We start from the raw sequence: 16,523 nt of genomic DNA, 5'->3' as shown, positions 1-16,523 counted from the left end.
AAAACGGTAGGTTTTGCGTTAGGGATTGGAAGGGTTTAGTACCATCGGTACCGAAGCGAAGCGCAGCCCTGAAAAGCCCGACCCTTTCCCGTATTTCTCGGGATTGGGGAACGCCCATATTATTTCTCAGTTGAGCGTTTCCAGTTCTGAGTTGACAATTTTCAGTTTAGGTTTTAGAAACCAGCGATGTCTGTAATTGCAACACTATGGCACCTGCCGAAATGAACCCGCTATGACGAACCATAATTGTTAATCGCCTAGCTTTGCCAAAATTTAATATAATATGATAGCTGCAAAAGGATACGCTGTTCACAGCCAAACCGATAAATTGGCTCCATGGAATTTCGAAAGAAGGAATGTTGGGCCGAAAGATGTGTTGATTGAGATTTTATTTAGTGGCATTTGCCATTCTGATATCCACCAGGTAAGAAGCGAATGGGGACCTGCACGGTATCCAATGGTTCCAGGGCATGAGATTGTTGGCCGGATTACAGAAGTAGGGTCTGCTGTATCTAAATTTAAGGTAGGCGATCTTGCTGGGATTGGCTGTATGGTTGATAGCTGTAAGGAATGCCCAACCTGTAAAGGTGGTCAGCAACAATTTTGCGAAAAAGGAGAAACCGTTTGGACATACAACAGTGTAGAACGTGATAAAACTACCCCAACCTATGGCGGTTATTCGAATAAAATTGTTTGTACCGAAGAGTTTGTAGTGCATGTTTCTGATAAACTACCACTAGCAGGTGTTGCTCCTTTATTATGTGCAGGTATAACCACTTACTCGCCAATTAAAAGATGGGGAATTACCAAAGGACATAAAGTAGCAGTTTTAGGTTTAGGCGGTTTAGGCCATATGGCGGTTAAATTTGCTGTTGCTTTTGGTGCAGAAGTGACGGTTTTAAGTACCTCGCCATCAAAAGAGGCCGATGCCAGAAAATTAGGTGCACATAATTTTGTGATCACCAAAGATCCCGAACAATTGAAGCAATACGCCAAACATTTCGATTTTATTATCGATTCGGTATCTGCACCACACGATTATGAAATGTATTTCAAGTTATTGAATGTAAACGGAGTACATATCTGCGTAGGTATACCTGCAGAACCTATCAAATTTCCAGGATCAGGTTTAATGCATGGCAATAGGGTTTTAACGGCTTCGAGTATTGGTGGGATAGAAGAAACACAGGAAATGCTTGATTTCTGTGCCACACACGATATTGTTTCGGAAGTGGAAGTCATTAACATCAACTACGTAAACCAGGCATATGAGCGTGTGTTAGACAGCGATGTAAAATACCGTTTCGTTATCGATATGGATACGATATAATTAGAGAAGTCAAGTTTTTTTTAATGGGCAATATGCCTATCAAACTTGACTTCTCTGAATGCTATACAAAAAAGCGTCCTGATTTTTACATCAGGACGCTTTTTTGTTTTATTAAAATAATGGTTTGAAGATTCTTCGACTGCGCTCAGAATGATAAAGGGAGATAAGATACTCCGTGTTTCTGTGATTCCCTGCCTGAATAGCTAGGCGGGCGTGGCAAAAAGTCAAATTACTTTGCAGTTGCTTTACCTGAGTAAGTTGCCGCTAATTTTAACGCATTATAAGTGTTTACAATACCACCACTGATACAAAGATCAGAGAAAGGAACAGAAACCTTTTCCGCGCCAGGCTCTTCACCTTTTGCATATTCTACGTTGTGGTTAACTTTAGTAACCGATTTAACGATGATTTCTTTTACCTGAGCTGCAGTTAACTTTGGATAATAAGAGCGGATTAATCCTGCCAATCCAGCCACAACAGGAGAGGCCATACTGGTTCCATCCAGGTTTTTGTATTTAGAGCCAGGTACGGTAGAATAAATCTGAACCCCCGGAGCGAATACATCTACCTGCGTCTTACCGAAATTAGAAAAGCTTGCTTTAAGTGTTTCATCATCCTTAGGACCAGAAGCACCCACGGTAATCCACGAGGCAATGGTTTTTTCGTCTAAATCTTTGTGGTTAGGGAAATTGGTTTCCGTATCGATGTTTTTGTTTTCATTACCTGCTGCCTGAACGATTAATACATCTTTAGAAGCTGCATATTTCATCGCCTCGTTTACAATTTCCTTATTCCAGCTGTATGCCTTACCAAAACTCATGTTGATTACTTTTGCACCATTATCAACCGCATAGCGGATGCCATTGGCAACATCTTTATCTCTTTCATCACCATTTGGCGTACAACGAACGCCCATAATGGCAACGTTATCAGCCACACCCATAATACCTAATTTATTGGTTCTGTCGGCAGCAATAATACCGGCTACGTGTGTCCCGTGCATGGCATCCGGACCAGCAACATCGTTATTGCCGTAAAATTTCTCCTTAACATTGTTCGGGTCATCACCAACGATTGAACGCGGATCATAATCAAGATTTAAGTTATAGTTGGCTTGACGGGTGTAATAATCCAAACCTTCTACAATCTGATCTTCGTAAAAATCTTTAAAGCTACCTTTTTCCAATTGCTGGGTTAATACACCCTGTATTCTACCTTCAATCTCGGTAGCAGGTTTAAAGTTTTTGAAATCTTCTACAGTTGGGTTTTCCTTGCCGATTTTCTTTACCACAGCGTCTAATGCTGCCTTAAAACCAGTAATACCAGCAAGATTTTCTTTGGCTTCTGCCAGTTGTTTCTCTAAATCGGCTCTTTCTGCTTTAAAAACTTCGAAATCCTTTTTATCTTTTTCTGCAACATTGGCATCGGTAGTATTGGCAAAACGCACCTGATCGCGACGTACCAAACGGGTTAATTCTAAGGTTTCAAAGTTTATGGATTCTTTAGGTCCGCCGATAAAATTCCAGCCATTGATATCGTCGATATAACCATTTTTGTCGTCGTCTTTGCCATTACCAGCAATCTCCTTGGTATTTACCCACATAATCCGTTTTAAGTCTTCGTGTGTGGCTTCTACACCGCCATCGTTAACCGCAACGATAACTTTAACCGATTTTTTGCCTTTTAACAGTTCTTTATATGCTTTTTCGGTACTGATCCCGAAAGTAGTATCACTTTTAAGATCAAGGTTTTGCCAGTTGGCTTTTTGCGCATTGGCTAAAGTTGGCACTGCACTTATGAAGGCCACACTTAAAAGCGCGCTAAAAATTCTACTCTTATTCATTTATGTATTTTTGTATTAAACGGCGAAAGTTAATTTTAATTTTTTTATTCAAAGAAATTGTATTAAAAATGATGTTTTTGACACATTTTAATAACGAAAAAAATCCTGGAATGATCTATCCAGGATTTTAAATTAAAGAAAGTTTTTTATCTCCTCTACTTCATATTGGACACAATCTTTTTTGCCATTTCATCATGAGATTCGATTACTGTTAAGGTATTGCTTGCCCATGTTTTGACGGCCTGATCGCGGTTTTGCATGCCCAATTTAAACAAGGCCACAGTTTTATCATGATCGGTAACCATCATATCCATATAATGTTTGTCGAAGGCCGCTCCGGTCATTTTTTTCATCGCATCCAGATGGATCTGATCATCGGCGGGTAATGCATCCGGTGTAATTACTTTTTTACTTACTGCCAAATCTTTCAATTCTGTATTGGCTTTGGTATGATCGGCCAGCATTTTAACAGCGAAATCTTTCACTTCTGCACTTTTTGCATTTTTCTGTGCAATTTTGGCCGCTTCAACTTCCATAATGCCACCAACAGCAGCTTTTCTTAAAAAGGTTGCCCCAGCCTCATCAAGTCCAGATTCGGTACTTTCGGCACCTGTAACGTGGTTACCGTTTACCATGGTGGTATCTCCTGCAACACTGTCTTTTGTAGTTGCCGATTTTTTATCTGCAGTTTGGCAAGCCTGGAACGAAAGTGTTAAGGCAAAAGCTGTGGATAATAAAAATATCTTTTTCATGTTTTCTCTTGTTTTGATGTATGGAAAACAAGAGAACTTAGAAAAGGTTTTTATGATCTATTCTGCCACTTTGGTATAGATGTCTGGGATCACGATGCCCATTTGCCTTTCTGGGTTCTGAATCTGTGAGAAACCAAACTGTTCATATAAACCATGTGCATCTAAAGTGGCCAGTTGGTAGCGTCGCAAACCCTGTAAATCAGGGTGAAAGATCATAATCGACATGAGTTTTTTTGATAACCCCAAACCACGGTAACTATCTTTGATATATACATCACAAAGCCATGCAAAAGTAGCTTTGTCGGTTACCCATCGGGCAAAACCAACCAACTCAGGACCTTTGTAAATACCAAAGCAAAGCGAATTTTCTATAGAACGTTTAACGGTTTCGAAAGGAATACCTTTAGCCCAGTAAGATTCTTTACTTAAATACTGGTGTATGGCTTCGATATCCAAAAGTGATTTATTATCCGAAAATATAAATCCGTTTTCGCTGATTTCCATTTTGATTAATGATTGAATTTTGAATAATTAAAATGAGTGAATGCTTTCCACACGCCACAGTTAACCAATTAACCAGTTAACCTAAATAGCAGTTAACCCTAATTACGCATATTAATAAACTGTAGCGGCTGACCAAAATCTTCATTTCTACAAAGGTTCATTACGGCCTGAAGATCATCGATTTTTTTTGCGGTTACCCGAACCTGGTCATCCATAATAGCAGGTTGCACTTTTAAGCCACTGGCTTTGATTTTTGCCACAACCTTTTTGGCAGCTTCTTTATCCAGTCCTTCTTTAATGCTGATTTCTTTTCTGATCATGTTGCCAGAAGCTTGTTGTTCATCACCAAAATCCAGACTTTTCGGATCTAAATTCTGTTTCATCATCCTCGAGATGATAGAACCTTCGATCGCTTTTAACCGCATATCGTCTTCAGTAACGATGGTGACCACATTTGTTTTTTTATCCAGATCGATGGTGCTTTTCGATCCGTTAAAGTCGAATCGGTTGAGGATTTCTTTTTTAGCATTGTTAATCGCGTTGTCTAGTGTCTGCGCATCAACTTTACTTACAATATCAAAAGAAGGCATGGTTTTAGCTTTAAAGTAAAAAAATAAGTAGATTTAATAGAAATTAATCCATCCTCACAAAAAAACGAAAAATAATATGAAAACCACTAAGCCGAAGTCTCAAAAAAAGATCACCAAAAAAGAAGTGAAGAAACAATTGGAACAATCGATCACCGATAAGTTCCTGGATGTGATCAAAAGTTTAGGTCATGATGTATCTGAAATCAGCACAGAGGTGGGAAAAGCAAGTAAGCGTGTGGCTAAAAAATTAACCAAAAAATTTACCATAGTAAAGGCTGATGTAGGGCAGAAAATTGATGACTTGTTACATGCCTCTAAAGAAAAGGCCAAATCAGCAAAAAAAACGGCTACCAAAGCGCCAAGTAAGGCTGAAAAATCTGCCGCAAAAGTGGTGAAAAAAGCAGTTGCTAAAGCCAAACCCGTAGTGCAGAGCATTAAGGTTGCTGCTATTGAAACCGAAGAAAAAGCTGAAAAAGTATTGGCAAAACCAGTTGCTGCAGTTAAAGAGGTTGTAAAAGAATCAACAGCTGTTGCTAAAAAAGCCGTAACTACTGTAGCCAAAGCGCCTGCTAAAGCAACAACAACCGTTAAAAAAGCAGTAACTCCGGCAACTACAACAGAAAAAGCAACCCCTGTTGTTAAAAAAACTGTAGCTAAAGCAGCACCAGTGGTTAAGAAAGAGGTGAAAACACCCGTTAAAAAATAGATTTGTTAACATTAACGCGTAGATGAATTAACATCGATTTAACAAATTAATGTGCAGTTTTGAACATCCCTGTTTTGGCAGGGATTTTTTATTTTTTTAAATGAGCAATAAGAAGATCCCATTTTTTAACCGAGAGATTAGTTGGCTTTACTTTAACGATCGCGTATTGCAGGAGGCAGCGGATGAAACCGTGCCGCTAATCGAAAGGATTAAATTTCTATCTATATTTTCTTCTAACTTAGAAGAGTTTTATCGCGTTCGGGTAGCTACAATAACCAGGCTAACCAATCTTAACGATAAGGCAAAAGCACTTTTGGGCTTTAACCCAAAGAAAATCCTAAACGAGATCAAGAACATCGTAGTCAAACAGGAAAAGAAATTCGATCAGCTTTTTCAGGCTACCTTGATTAATGAATTGGCCCAGAACCGGATTTTTATTTTAAACGATACCCAGCTGAACGTAAGCCGGGGAGAATTTGTTAAAAATCATTTCAGGGACAAAATTTTATCCAATGTGGTTCCGATCATGCTGGATATGGACAAACCTTTCCCTGAACTGAAAGACCGGTACCTATATTTTTTTGTTAAACTTTCTAAAAAGGATCCGAAACTTAGGGAAAAGTATGCCTTAATTGAAATTCCGCCCAATTTACCTCGGTTTTTGGTGCTGCCGGAAACAAACGATCTGAAATTTATTATTCTTGCTGAAGACATCATCAGGTATTGTTTAGACGATATTTTTTATGTTTTTTCTTACGATAATTTAGAGGCATATTCCATCCAGTTAACACGAGATGCGGAATTGGATATCGATAAAAATATCAACGATAAGTTTATCGAAGATTTAAAAAGCAGTTTGGAGAAACGCAAAAAGGGAAAACCCATGCGTTTGCTTTACGACTCGGCGATGCCACTAAATATGCTTACTGTTTTAGTAAACAAACTTAAACTCGAAGCCGAAAGTTTAATCCCGGGTAACCGTTATCATAAATTTGGTGATTTCATCGCCTTCCCAAATGTGGGTAAAAAGGAACTGGAATATGCACCAAACGTACCGCTAAAGGTTCATGATTTGCACCGTACGCAGAGCATGTTCAATAAAGTGGCCCAACGCGATTATCTGGTCAATTTACCCTATCAATCGTACGATTATATCATTCTGTTCTTACGTGAGGCGGCACTTGATCCAAAGGTTACTGAGATCCAGATTACGTTATACCGTTTGGCAGAAAATTCGAAAGTAATCAATGCTTTAATCAACGCCGCTAAAAATGGTAAAGCTGTTTCGGTTTTATTGGAGCTGAAAGCCCGTTTTGATGAACAGGCCAACATTTTTTGGACTACCCGTTTGATGGAAGAAGGCGTGAAGGTAAACTATGGTTTAACGGATTATAAAGTACACTCTAAAATCTGCCTGGTTAAACGGATGGAAAAAGATAAACCTGTTTATTATGCAAATTTAGCAACAGGTAACTTTAACGAGAAAACAGCAGGTTTATACTGCGATCACAGTATTTTTACGGCCAAAAAGGAAATCACCAACGACCTGGTAAAACTGTTCGATGCCTTAAGCAAAAGAACGGTTACCAAAGGTTTCAAACACCTGATTGTTTCGCCTTTAGAGAGCCGTTCGAAGCTGGTTAATTTTATCAACCGCGAAATCAGAAATGCCAAACAGGGCAAGCTGGCCTACATCATGTTAAAGGTGAATAGCCTGGCCGATGAAGGGATTATTGCCAAACTTTACGACGCCAGTAATGCGGGGGTTAAAATTCAACTCATTATCCGCGGTATCTGTTGTTTGGTGCCAGGTGTTAAGGGATTTAGTGAAAATATCACGGCCATCAGCATCATCGATAAGTTTTTAGAACATGCCCGTGTGTACATTTTTGGCAATAACGGTAAAAACGATATGTATTTGTCATCTGCCGATTTAATGAGCCGGAATTTCGAACACCGTGTAGAAGTAGGATTCCCGGTTTTAGACCATGATGTGAAACAGGAGATCCAGGACATCATCGATCTGCAACTGCAGGACAATACCAAATCGCGACAGATTAATGCCTTGAACAACAACAAATACCATAAAAACAGATTAAGTAAGAAGATAAGGGCACAAGTAGATATTTATAACTATTTAAAAACCAAGCATCAATCATAATGTTAAGATACGCAGCTATAGATATCGGTTCGAACGCCGTGAGGTTACTCATTGCCGATATCAGCAAACAGGACGGAAAATACAAATACAAAAAAAACACCTTAATCCGTGTACCACTCCGCCTTGGAGATGATGCATTCCTGGATCAGCATATTTCAGAGAAAAAATCTGCAGACCTGGTAAAAACCATGACTGCCTTTAAAAACCTGATGGATGTTTATCATGTTTCCGAATATTTAGCCTGTGCAACATCAGCGATGCGCGAAGCCAATAACGGTCAGGACATTGTTAAACTGATTAAAGAACAAACTGATGTTACCTTAGAGATTATTGAAGGACAACGCGAAGCAAATATTATTTATGCCAACCACATTGAAGAAGAGTTAGATGAGAATAAAACTTATTTATACATTGATGTTGGCGGTGGCAGTACCGAATTATCTGTTTTTGTAAAGGGTTCGCCAGAAGCCTCGAGATCGTTTAATATTGGTACGATTAGAATGCTCGATAACCAGGATAAGGAAGAAACCTGGGAAGAGATGAAAGAATGGGTAAAAGAACATACTAAGGCTTACAAACACCTTGCAGGTATTGGTACTGGTGGAAACATCAACAAGCTTTTCCGGATGTCTGACGAAAAGGAAAATGCGCCTTTATCTTTACAGAAGTTAAATTCGATGTATAATAAGTTAACCAGTTATTCATTGAAAGAAAGGATCAATACCCTGGGCTTAAATCCCGACCGCGCAGATGTAATTATCCCGGCCTGCGAGATTTACTTAACCTTAATGAAATGGACGGGCATTAAACAGATTTATGTACCAAAAGTAGGTATGGCCGATGGGATTATTAAACTGTTGATTGAAGAGAAATTGGATTAAATTTACTTATGAGATCATCATTTAGACCGAAGTGGAGAAATCTATAGCGCTAGATTTCTCCGTTCGCTGCTGATGAAGAATCGGTTCTCGTGGTGTCAGATGTTACCATCTGACACTGATATTAATTTGTTTTAAACTAGTAGGATGGTAGCATCCGAAAGCACAAGCGAAATAATCCCCCTTGAATCGTCATCCTAAACTTGTTTCAGGATCCTTTCGGACTGGAAAACATGGAAAATGCATTATCGACACTGAAACTCTCATGGTGTCAGATGTTATTATCTGACACTTATATTAATTTCTTTTTAATTGTCGGATGGTAACATCCGACAGCACATGCGAAATAATCCCCCTCCAATCGTCATCCTGAACTTGTTTCAGGGTCTTTTCTTATTGCCATTTTCAAAAAGCTTCTTACTTCTTCATTGATATCTTCCTTAAAGAAAACCCTTAAATGGTGGTTAAATTGGTTTGTTCCTGGTACCTGGGCAATTTTGGTAAAGCAAAGGTTATCCTCGTAAGCCCGATCGAAAGGAATAACTACATGGATAAAGTTTTTGCCCAGTTGTGTAATATACGCAAAACTGGATTTTGATTCGATGGCAATCATTGATTTAGTAGGCTGAAGTTTAATTTCGCCAAGTTCGGCCAGCTGGTCAATAAAAAAACGGAACAACTCAAGAGTATATTCCGTTTTTCCGTTTAAAAAGTCTGATAAATGTTTTTCTTCAGACATCATCATTTTTAATCTTCTAATAATTTTGTTGCAGCTTCATCGGTAAACCAGGTTAATTTTCCATCAATAGGATCAATTAACTGAGAAGGATATAAGTCTACATTTTTTTCTGTATCGCCAATCACATGTTTCAATGCTTCGGCTTTGTTCTCTCCAAAAACCAGGAATGCAACGTTATCGGCTTTGTTGATTAAAGGTGCAGTAAAACTGATGCGGTAAGTATCTAACTTTTCGACATAAACCGAAGCTATATTTACTTCTTCATCTTTAACTAAAGTGGTATGTGGGAAAATAGAAGCGGTGTGTGCATCATCTCCCATGCCCAAAAGAATCAGGTCGAAAACCAAATCCTCTCCGTTAAAATGTTTGTCGATTGCTTTTTTATATTCAATAGCGGCCTTTTCTGGAGCCAAAGTGGTATCAACATAAAAAATATGATCTTCTTTAATACCCAGTGGATCAAGAATCGCTTTTTTAGCCATTAATCCATTGTAGTTATCGTCGTTAGCTGGAACGTTACGTTCATCACCAAAGAAGAAGTACACCTTTTCCCAATCAATTCTATGTTGACCTTCTGTAGCCAACAAATGGTAAAGCGCTTTAGGAGAACTGCCGCCGGTTAATACGAAATTAAAACGGTCGTTTTCTTCGATAGACATTTCTGCAATTTTAATTACATAATCTGCCAGATCCTGATTCAGTTCTTCTAATGTTTTATATATGAGTAGATTCATTTTTTTAGTATAATCGTCATTGCGAGGTACGAAGCAATCCTACAACACTTGCTATACAAAACCCATAGCATTAAGATTGCTTCGTACCTCGCAATGACGGTAAGCGTTTTATTCTTTATTCTTCAATGGCAAATTAAACCAGTGAAAACCATCTCTTGCAATAAGGGCTTCAGCTTCTTCTGGTCCCCAGCTATCGGCAGGGTAGTTCGGGAAATTGATCGATTTTTTACTTTCCCAGGTATTTAAAATCGGCATTACCAATTCCCATGCAGCTTCTACCTGATCGCCACGCATAAACAAGGTTTGGTCGCCCATCATGGCATCTAATAGTAATGTTTCGTAAGCTTCAGGAGTATCGCCTTCGTAGGTTCCTTTGTAATCGAAAACCATATCAACCGGATTTAATACCATATCCAAACCAGGTCTTTTGGCCTGAACCTGCATACGGATACTCATTTCTGGTTGTATACTGATTACCAATCTATTTTGTTGCCAGTTTTCAGTTACGCCTGATGAGAAAATCTGATGTGGCACATCTCTGAACTGGATGGTAATCAAAGATGAAGTCTGGTTCAAACGTTTTCCTGTTCTTAGGTAGAAAGGAATGCCTTGCCATCTCCAGTTATCGATATGAAATTTAACTGCAGCAAAAGTTTCGGTATTGGAATGAGGATCTACACCTTTTTCCTGCCGATAGCCTGGAACTTCCTTACCTTCAACCCAGCCTTTGCTATATTGACCTCTAACCGTGTGGAAACGGATATCTTCGGCAGAAAACGGGCGCATGGCTTTCAACACCTCAACCTTACGGTTTCTGATTTCATCGGCATCAAAGTTGATTGGCGCTTCCATTCCGATTAAACAAAGCAATTGCAAAAGGTGATTCTGAATCATATCTCTTAGTGCACCAGAACCTTCGTAGTAGCCACCACGATCGCCTACGCCCAATTGTTCTGTAACCGAAATCTGAACGTGATCGATATACGACCGGTTCCATAAAGGCTCGAACAAAGCATTGGCAAAACGGAAAGCCATCATATTTTGAACAGTTTCCTTACCTAAATAATGATCGATACGGTAAATCTGTTTTTCGGTAAAAATGGTAGCCAGTAAGGTGTTTAACTCTTTTGCTGATTCTAAATCATGTCCGAATGGCTTCTCGATCACGATACGGCTATTGTCTTCATCTTGGGTGAGTTTATATTTCTGTAAACACTCCGCAATAATAGGGAAGAAGTTAGGCGCAACGGCCAGGTAGAAAATTACCTGTGTACCAGGACCATATTCTTTTTGATATTTTTCTACTGCTGCTTTTAGGTTTTCGAAAGTTTTTGGCTGGGCAAAATCGGTAGGGCAGTAATGCATGGTTTTTGCGAAATCTTCCCATTTATCTTTTTTTACCTTTCCGCTACGTGAAAACTGATTTACGGCATCTTCTAAAGCAGCTTTATAACTATCGTCGGTAAATTCGGTTCTACCCGTACCAATTACGGCAAACTTATTTGGCATGTAACCCTCTATAAATAAGTTATATAGGGCAGGTGCTAATTTTCTTTTGTTTAAATCACCTGTTCCACCAAATATTACAAAAATGGTAGGGTTTAATGCGGTTTTGCTTTTCATTTTATATTGTTGTTCGTGAATCTAATAGGTTATGATAATTTATTCCAATCTGCATGGAAAACACCATCTTTATCAATACGTTCGAAAGTGTGTGCACCAAAGAAATCTCTTTGCGCCTGGATTAAATTAGAAGGCATCCTTGCCGTAGTAATTGTATCGAAATAGGTTAGGGTAGATGCAAATGCAGGTATACCTAAGCCAGAGCTGAGACATTCAGCAATTGTTTTGCGTGTACCCGCTAAAGTACCTTTAATGATATTTTGTATACCAGCATCACCAAATAAATGTTCTAAAGCATTGTTTTTATCGTAAGCCTGATAAATATCTTCTAAGAATTTAGCCCTTATGATACAGCCACCACGCCAGATTTTAGCAATTTCCTGTAACTGCAGATCGTATTGATACTCTTTTGAAGCCTGAACCAATAAATGCATGCCTTGCGCATAAGCACTGATCATGGAGAAGTAGAATGCATCTTCCAGTTCTTCAATGGTAACGGCTATTTTGGTGTCTTTTTTACCAAAAGCTTCTTCTAAAGAAACCCTTAAGGCTTTAAATTTGGATAAGTCGCGGTTAGATACAGCTTCGTTAATGGTTGGGATTGGCAATTGAAGTTCCATTGAAACCTCTGATGTCCATTTTCCTGTCCCTTTTGAGCGTGCCTCATCTTTGATCTGATCTAGAAGGTCATTTTGTGTTTCAGTATCTTTAAAAAGGAAGATTTCAGCAGTAATCTCCAATAAGAAAGATTGTAGTCTGCCTTCATTCCATTTTTTAAATACTTTATATATTTCTTCGTTGCTATAACCTAAGCCGTTTTTAAGGATTCCGTAAACTTCGGCGATAAGTTCCATAATGGCATATTCGATTCCATTATGAACCATTTTAACAAAGTGGCCAGATGCCCCAGGACCAATATAAGTTACGCAAGGATCGGTACCCACTTTTGCAGCTACGGCATCAAAAACATCTTTTACAACATTGTAGGCTTGTTTATCGCCACCTGGCATCATACTTGGCCCAAAACGCGCACCTTCTTCACCACCAGAAATACCCATGCCGAAGAAATGTAAACCATCTTTTTCCAATTCATCAACACGGCGGTTGGTATCGGTAAAATGTGAGTTACCACTATCGATAATAATATCGCCCTTGCTTAAAAGTGGCTTTAATTCTGCAATAACGCTATCTACAATTGGTCCGGCTGGTACTAACAAGATCAGTGTACGTGGTGTTTGTAAGCTTGCAATAAAACTTTCAATGTCGTCAAATCCTTCTAAATTGTGCGTTTTGCCTTCTTCTTCAAGTTTCGAGATCATTTTTCTGTCTTTATCGTAACCTGTTACAGAGAAGCCTTTATCAGCCATGTTCAACAATAGGTTGCGGCCCATTGTGCCCAAACCGATCATTCCCAATTTATATTTTTTTGAATCGTTATTTGCCATTTTTTATTTTTTAGGATGCACCCAAAATTAGGGTTTACAAATTAATAATGTAGATTTTGTTGTTAAAAGATTGTAATAAAGATCAATTATTTTTTAGGCTCAACAGTGAAAATGTTGTACTTATCGGCCAGTTTCCAAAGCTTGGCGCCACCTTTAATCCCATCTTTATTGGTTACAATTTTGATATTGCTTTCCAGTTTAAAATCAATCTGTTTGGAATTGCCGCCACCAATATATAAAGTGTCGTAATTAAAAACTGTTTTATAGATCTCGATCACTTTTTTTAGCCTTTTATTCCAGCGTTCGGTGCCTATTTTTTCGAAAGCCCTGTTCCCAATATAATCATCGTAATCTTCTTCTTTATTGATGGGGAAGTGTGCAAGTTCTAAGTGCGGAAGTAATTCTCCATCGAATAATAAAGCGGTACCAAAACCTGTACCCACGGTAAAAACAATTTCGAAGCCTTTGCCATCAACAACGCCTAAGCCCTGCTGATCGGCATCGTTTACCAGGCGGACTGATTTACCCAGCTCGTTGGCTACACGTTGCGCCAGATCAACATCTGCCCATTTATTTTTGGCAAGATTAGGGGCTGTTTTAACGATTCCGTTTTTAACATACCCCGGAAATCCGATCGATACGCGGTTATAACTAATTGGAAAAGGCTTAATCAACTCTACAATGCCCGAAACAATATCTTTTGGCGTAGCTTCTGTTGGGGTTTTACTTTTTAAATATTCGGTAAGCATATTCCCGCTTTCATCTAAAAGGACCGTTTTTATACTCGTACCGCCAATATCAATGGATAATATATTGTTGTTTTCAGCTTTTTTCGTTGTAGCCATAATTGTGTATTTATAAATCCGAAGTTCTACAAATAAATTAAAACGACAAACAATAAATCGCTATCGAGGTAATTTATGTGTAATAATATATTCTATAAAATCTATGTATTTAATAGAATATATTTAAGTTTGTTCCGTTAAACTTAAAAAAGACCACTACAGTTATGACGGTAAACTACCTAGCATTTGCAATTCCAGCTTTTTTTATTTTTGTATTTATTGAATTTAAGATCGCCCAGCAACAAAAAAAGGCGAAAATATTTAAATATGAAAGTACTGTTGCAAATTTTAGTGTGGGTATTGCCGAAAGGTTGTTGAACTTATTTATCGCTGCCAGTTTTTATCAGGTTTACGATTGGATATATGTAAACTACGCAATATTCGATATCTCTATAAAATGGTACGTATGGATATTGCTGTTGCTTTCAACAGATTTAGTTTGGTATTGGTACCATAGATTGGGGCATGAAATTAATTTTTTGTGGGCAGCGCATATTGTGCATCACCAGAGCGAGGAATTTAACTTGTCTGCAGCGGCAAGAATAACCACCATTCAAGCGGTATTCCGTAATGTGTTTTGGTGTATGCTCCCATTGGTCGGTTTTCATCCAAATATGATCATCACCATTCTTTTGGCTCATGGTGCATACTCTTTTTTTACGCACACACAATTAATCGGTAAGTTGGGCTGGTTAGAATACGTACTGATTACGCCTTCTTTACATGGCGTCCATCATGCTTCAGATGAGAAATATCTGGATAAAAACTATGGCGATGTTTTCGTTTTTTGGGATAAGCTGTTCGGAACTTTTCAAACCGAAGAAGAAGCGCCGAAATATGGCTTAACACATCCCATTAAAAGTTATAGTTTTCTTTGGCAGCATTTTCATTATTATTTAGAGATAGGGGAAGCGTATAAGCGTGCGAATGGTTTTAAGGCCAAATGGAATGCCGTATTTGGCAGTCCGGCATTGATGGATCAAAATATCAGGCCTGTTTTAGAAGAACGTTATCATCAGAACAAGATCCAGCATGAGGCGAAGCCCAAACCCAAGTTTAAAATTTATTTAAATATCCAGCTGGTGATGGTGGTAGCCATGCTTACGGGCACTACGGCATTTTATGGGTCGTTAACCTTGGTGCATAAAGTAGCAATTGCCGTTTTTATTTTGGTTACGCTGATTAATATTGGTGCATTGCTGGAGCAACGCAGGTGGATTTACTACCTGGAGTGTTTTAGGTTGATTCTGCTATTCGGCTATTTTTTCTATACTTTTAACATCATCGAACTTTTAATATTCCCGGTTGTAGGATTGATTATTCTTGAACGTAATTTTTCTTTGAATAGCTTGTATAAAAAGCACTTACTCAACTACCAATCCAACACAATTAATACATAGATAACCTAAAGGCAAAGTTTGCTTAACATTACCGTAATGTTGCCCAGCTACTTTTGTTGGCAAGATGAAGGATGTATATTTAAGTAAAAGTGATGAAGATTTAATGTCTTTGTTAGCAAATCAGGACAGCCTTGCATTAGAAACCCTTTTTAACAGGTATTATCCGGCTTTATGCAAATTTACCTCTATTTACATTAAGGATTATAATAAGGCTGAAGAACTTATTGCAGATCTTTTTATGAAGCTTTGGGACAAACGGAACGAGCTTCAGATCAAATCGATCAAAAAATACCTGTTTACAGCAGCCAAAAATTTAGCCTTTAACGAAATCCAGCGCGTAAAACTCCATATTTTGAGCATAAACGACCACGCTGATACGCTTGATTACCCGGATACTTATTTAAACCCGCACGAACAGCTTACCAGCAGGGAATCTTATTCGGAAATTATCGGTTTGATTAATTTATTGCCCGACCGGCAGCGCGAGGTTCTGCTGATGAGTCGCATCGATCTGCTTGAAAAAAATATCATCGCCGATTTACTGGGCATTACAGTAAGAACGGTAGAAACACTGCTTTACCAGGCCGTAAAAAATTTTAGGTTGCTCACTATCGACCGATCAGCTATTTAATTTAATTCCCTTTTACCAGCAAAGAATCCTAATCCTTTTAAACATATCATTTATTGTAATATTACGTGTATTAGTTTTTGGAAAGGCAGGTTCGGTTTTTCATAGGAATTTCAGTCCCGCTTTTGGTGCGAGTTCCGATGAAGGATCGGAAGCTCTTCCCGCAATCGGGTTTATTTAATTTAATTTGGTGCTTGTCAAATAAACCGATTTTGCACAAACAGGAGAGTTAAGAATGGTTTTTTAACTGGCCTTTGTGCCTAAATCCGATAGGAGCGGATCCCCGATTTTTTCTGTCGGGATGTAGCGTAGAGCAGGATTAAAGTATCTATGAAACACTGACTT

General features: G+C 38.5%; 15 protein-coding genes. 6 read left to right on the top strand and 9 right to left on the bottom strand.

What is annotated here, in order from left to right:
* The first annotated feature begins 283 nt into the window (after window positions 1–283).
* Window positions 284–1,330, top strand: coding sequence for an NAD(P)-dependent alcohol dehydrogenase (locus R2S57_RS03585; RefSeq protein WP_316843733.1), 1,047 nt, complete (start codon window positions 284–286; stop codon window positions 1,328–1,330).
* Window positions 1,331–1,559: 229 nt separating this feature from the next.
* Here R2S57_RS03585 and R2S57_RS03580 read toward each other — a convergent pair whose 3' ends face one another.
* The 4 genes from R2S57_RS03580 to R2S57_RS03565 form a co-directional block, all read right to left on the bottom strand.
* A complete protein-coding gene (locus tag R2S57_RS03580; RefSeq protein ID WP_316843732.1) occupies window positions 1,560–3,173 on the bottom strand; it encodes a S8 family peptidase in 1,614 nt (537 codons plus the stop codon).
* Window positions 3,174–3,328: 155 nt separating this feature from the next.
* Window positions 3,329–3,925 carry a DUF4142 domain-containing protein gene (locus tag R2S57_RS03575; RefSeq protein WP_316843731.1) on the bottom strand — a complete coding sequence of 199 codons (597 nt, stop codon included), beginning with the start codon at window positions 3,923–3,925 and terminating at the stop codon, window positions 3,329–3,331.
* Window positions 3,926–3,982: 57 nt separating this feature from the next.
* Window positions 3,983–4,429, bottom strand: coding sequence for a GNAT family N-acetyltransferase (locus R2S57_RS03570; RefSeq protein ID WP_316843730.1), 447 nt, complete (start codon window positions 4,427–4,429; stop codon window positions 3,983–3,985).
* Between the two features lie 98 nt (window positions 4,430–4,527).
* The gene (locus R2S57_RS03565) at window positions 4,528–5,019 is read right to left on the bottom strand and encodes a YajQ family cyclic di-GMP-binding protein (RefSeq protein WP_116249667.1); all 492 of its coding nucleotides are present in this window, start codon (window positions 5,017–5,019) and stop codon (window positions 4,528–4,530) included.
* Window positions 5,020–5,095: 76 nt separating this feature from the next.
* Between R2S57_RS03565 and R2S57_RS03560 the strand changes: the two genes are divergently transcribed.
* The 3 genes from R2S57_RS03560 (at window position 5,096) to R2S57_RS03550 (ending at window position 8,767) form a co-directional block, all read left to right on the top strand.
* Window positions 5,096–5,725 (top strand): hypothetical protein, encoded by a 630-nt coding sequence (locus R2S57_RS03560; RefSeq protein ID WP_316843729.1) that lies wholly within the window; start codon window positions 5,096–5,098, stop codon window positions 5,723–5,725.
* Window positions 5,726–5,825: 100 nt separating this feature from the next.
* Entirely contained in the window at window positions 5,826–7,886 is a 2,061-nt protein-coding gene (gene ppk1, locus R2S57_RS03555; RefSeq protein ID WP_316843728.1) for a polyphosphate kinase 1, read from the top strand.
* Window positions 7,886–8,767: an exopolyphosphatase gene (locus R2S57_RS03550; protein WP_316843727.1), complete on the top strand. Its 882-nt coding sequence runs from the start codon at window positions 7,886–7,888 to the stop codon at window positions 8,765–8,767. Before ppk1 ends, R2S57_RS03550 begins: the two co-directional genes overlap by 1 nt.
* Window positions 8,768–9,128: 361 nt before the next feature.
* On the opposite strand, the gene R2S57_RS03545 is transcribed toward R2S57_RS03550, so the two are convergent.
* The 5 genes from R2S57_RS03545 to R2S57_RS03525 form a co-directional block, all read right to left on the bottom strand.
* Window positions 9,129–9,509 carry a DUF5655 domain-containing protein gene (locus tag R2S57_RS03545; RefSeq protein WP_316843726.1) on the bottom strand — a complete coding sequence of 127 codons (381 nt, stop codon included), beginning with the start codon at window positions 9,507–9,509 and terminating at the stop codon, window positions 9,129–9,131.
* 2 nt (window positions 9,510–9,511) lie between these two features.
* On the bottom strand, window positions 9,512–10,237 hold the full coding sequence (gene pgl / locus R2S57_RS03540) for a 6-phosphogluconolactonase (RefSeq protein WP_316843725.1): 726 nt from the start codon (window positions 10,235–10,237) through the stop codon (window positions 9,512–9,514).
* Between the two features lie 108 nt (window positions 10,238–10,345).
* Window positions 10,346–11,860 carry a glucose-6-phosphate dehydrogenase gene (gene zwf, locus R2S57_RS03535; protein ID WP_316843724.1) on the bottom strand — a complete coding sequence of 505 codons (1,515 nt, stop codon included), beginning with the start codon at window positions 11,858–11,860 and terminating at the stop codon, window positions 10,346–10,348.
* Window positions 11,861–11,889: 29 nt separating this feature from the next.
* A complete protein-coding gene (gene gndA / locus R2S57_RS03530; protein ID WP_316843723.1) occupies window positions 11,890–13,305 on the bottom strand; it encodes an NADP-dependent phosphogluconate dehydrogenase in 1,416 nt (471 codons plus the stop codon).
* A gap of 86 nt (window positions 13,306–13,391) precedes the next feature.
* On the bottom strand, window positions 13,392–14,150 hold the full coding sequence (locus tag R2S57_RS03525) for an ROK family protein (RefSeq protein WP_316843722.1): 759 nt from the start codon (window positions 14,148–14,150) through the stop codon (window positions 13,392–13,394).
* A 164-nt stretch (window positions 14,151–14,314) separates the two neighbouring features.
* On the opposite strand from R2S57_RS03525, the gene R2S57_RS03520 reads away from it, so the two are divergent.
* Together R2S57_RS03520 and R2S57_RS03515 are read left to right on the top strand one after the other, a co-directional pair.
* Window positions 14,315–15,550 carry a sterol desaturase family protein gene (locus R2S57_RS03520; RefSeq protein WP_316843721.1) on the top strand — a complete coding sequence of 412 codons (1,236 nt, stop codon included), beginning with the start codon at window positions 14,315–14,317 and terminating at the stop codon, window positions 15,548–15,550.
* 64 nt (window positions 15,551–15,614) lie between these two features.
* Window positions 15,615–16,181: an RNA polymerase sigma factor gene (locus tag R2S57_RS03515; RefSeq protein WP_316843720.1), complete on the top strand. Its 567-nt coding sequence runs from the start codon at window positions 15,615–15,617 to the stop codon at window positions 16,179–16,181.
* Window positions 16,182–16,523 lie beyond the last annotated feature (342 nt).

It is taken from the genome of Pedobacter psychrodurus (assembly GCF_032678585.1).
GTDB classification, from domain to species: domain Bacteria; phylum Bacteroidota; class Bacteroidia; order Sphingobacteriales; family Sphingobacteriaceae; genus Pedobacter; species Pedobacter psychrodurus_A.
The sequence above is the reverse complement of the archived record's forward strand: the minus strand, read 5'-3'. Positions and strand labels throughout refer to the sequence as shown.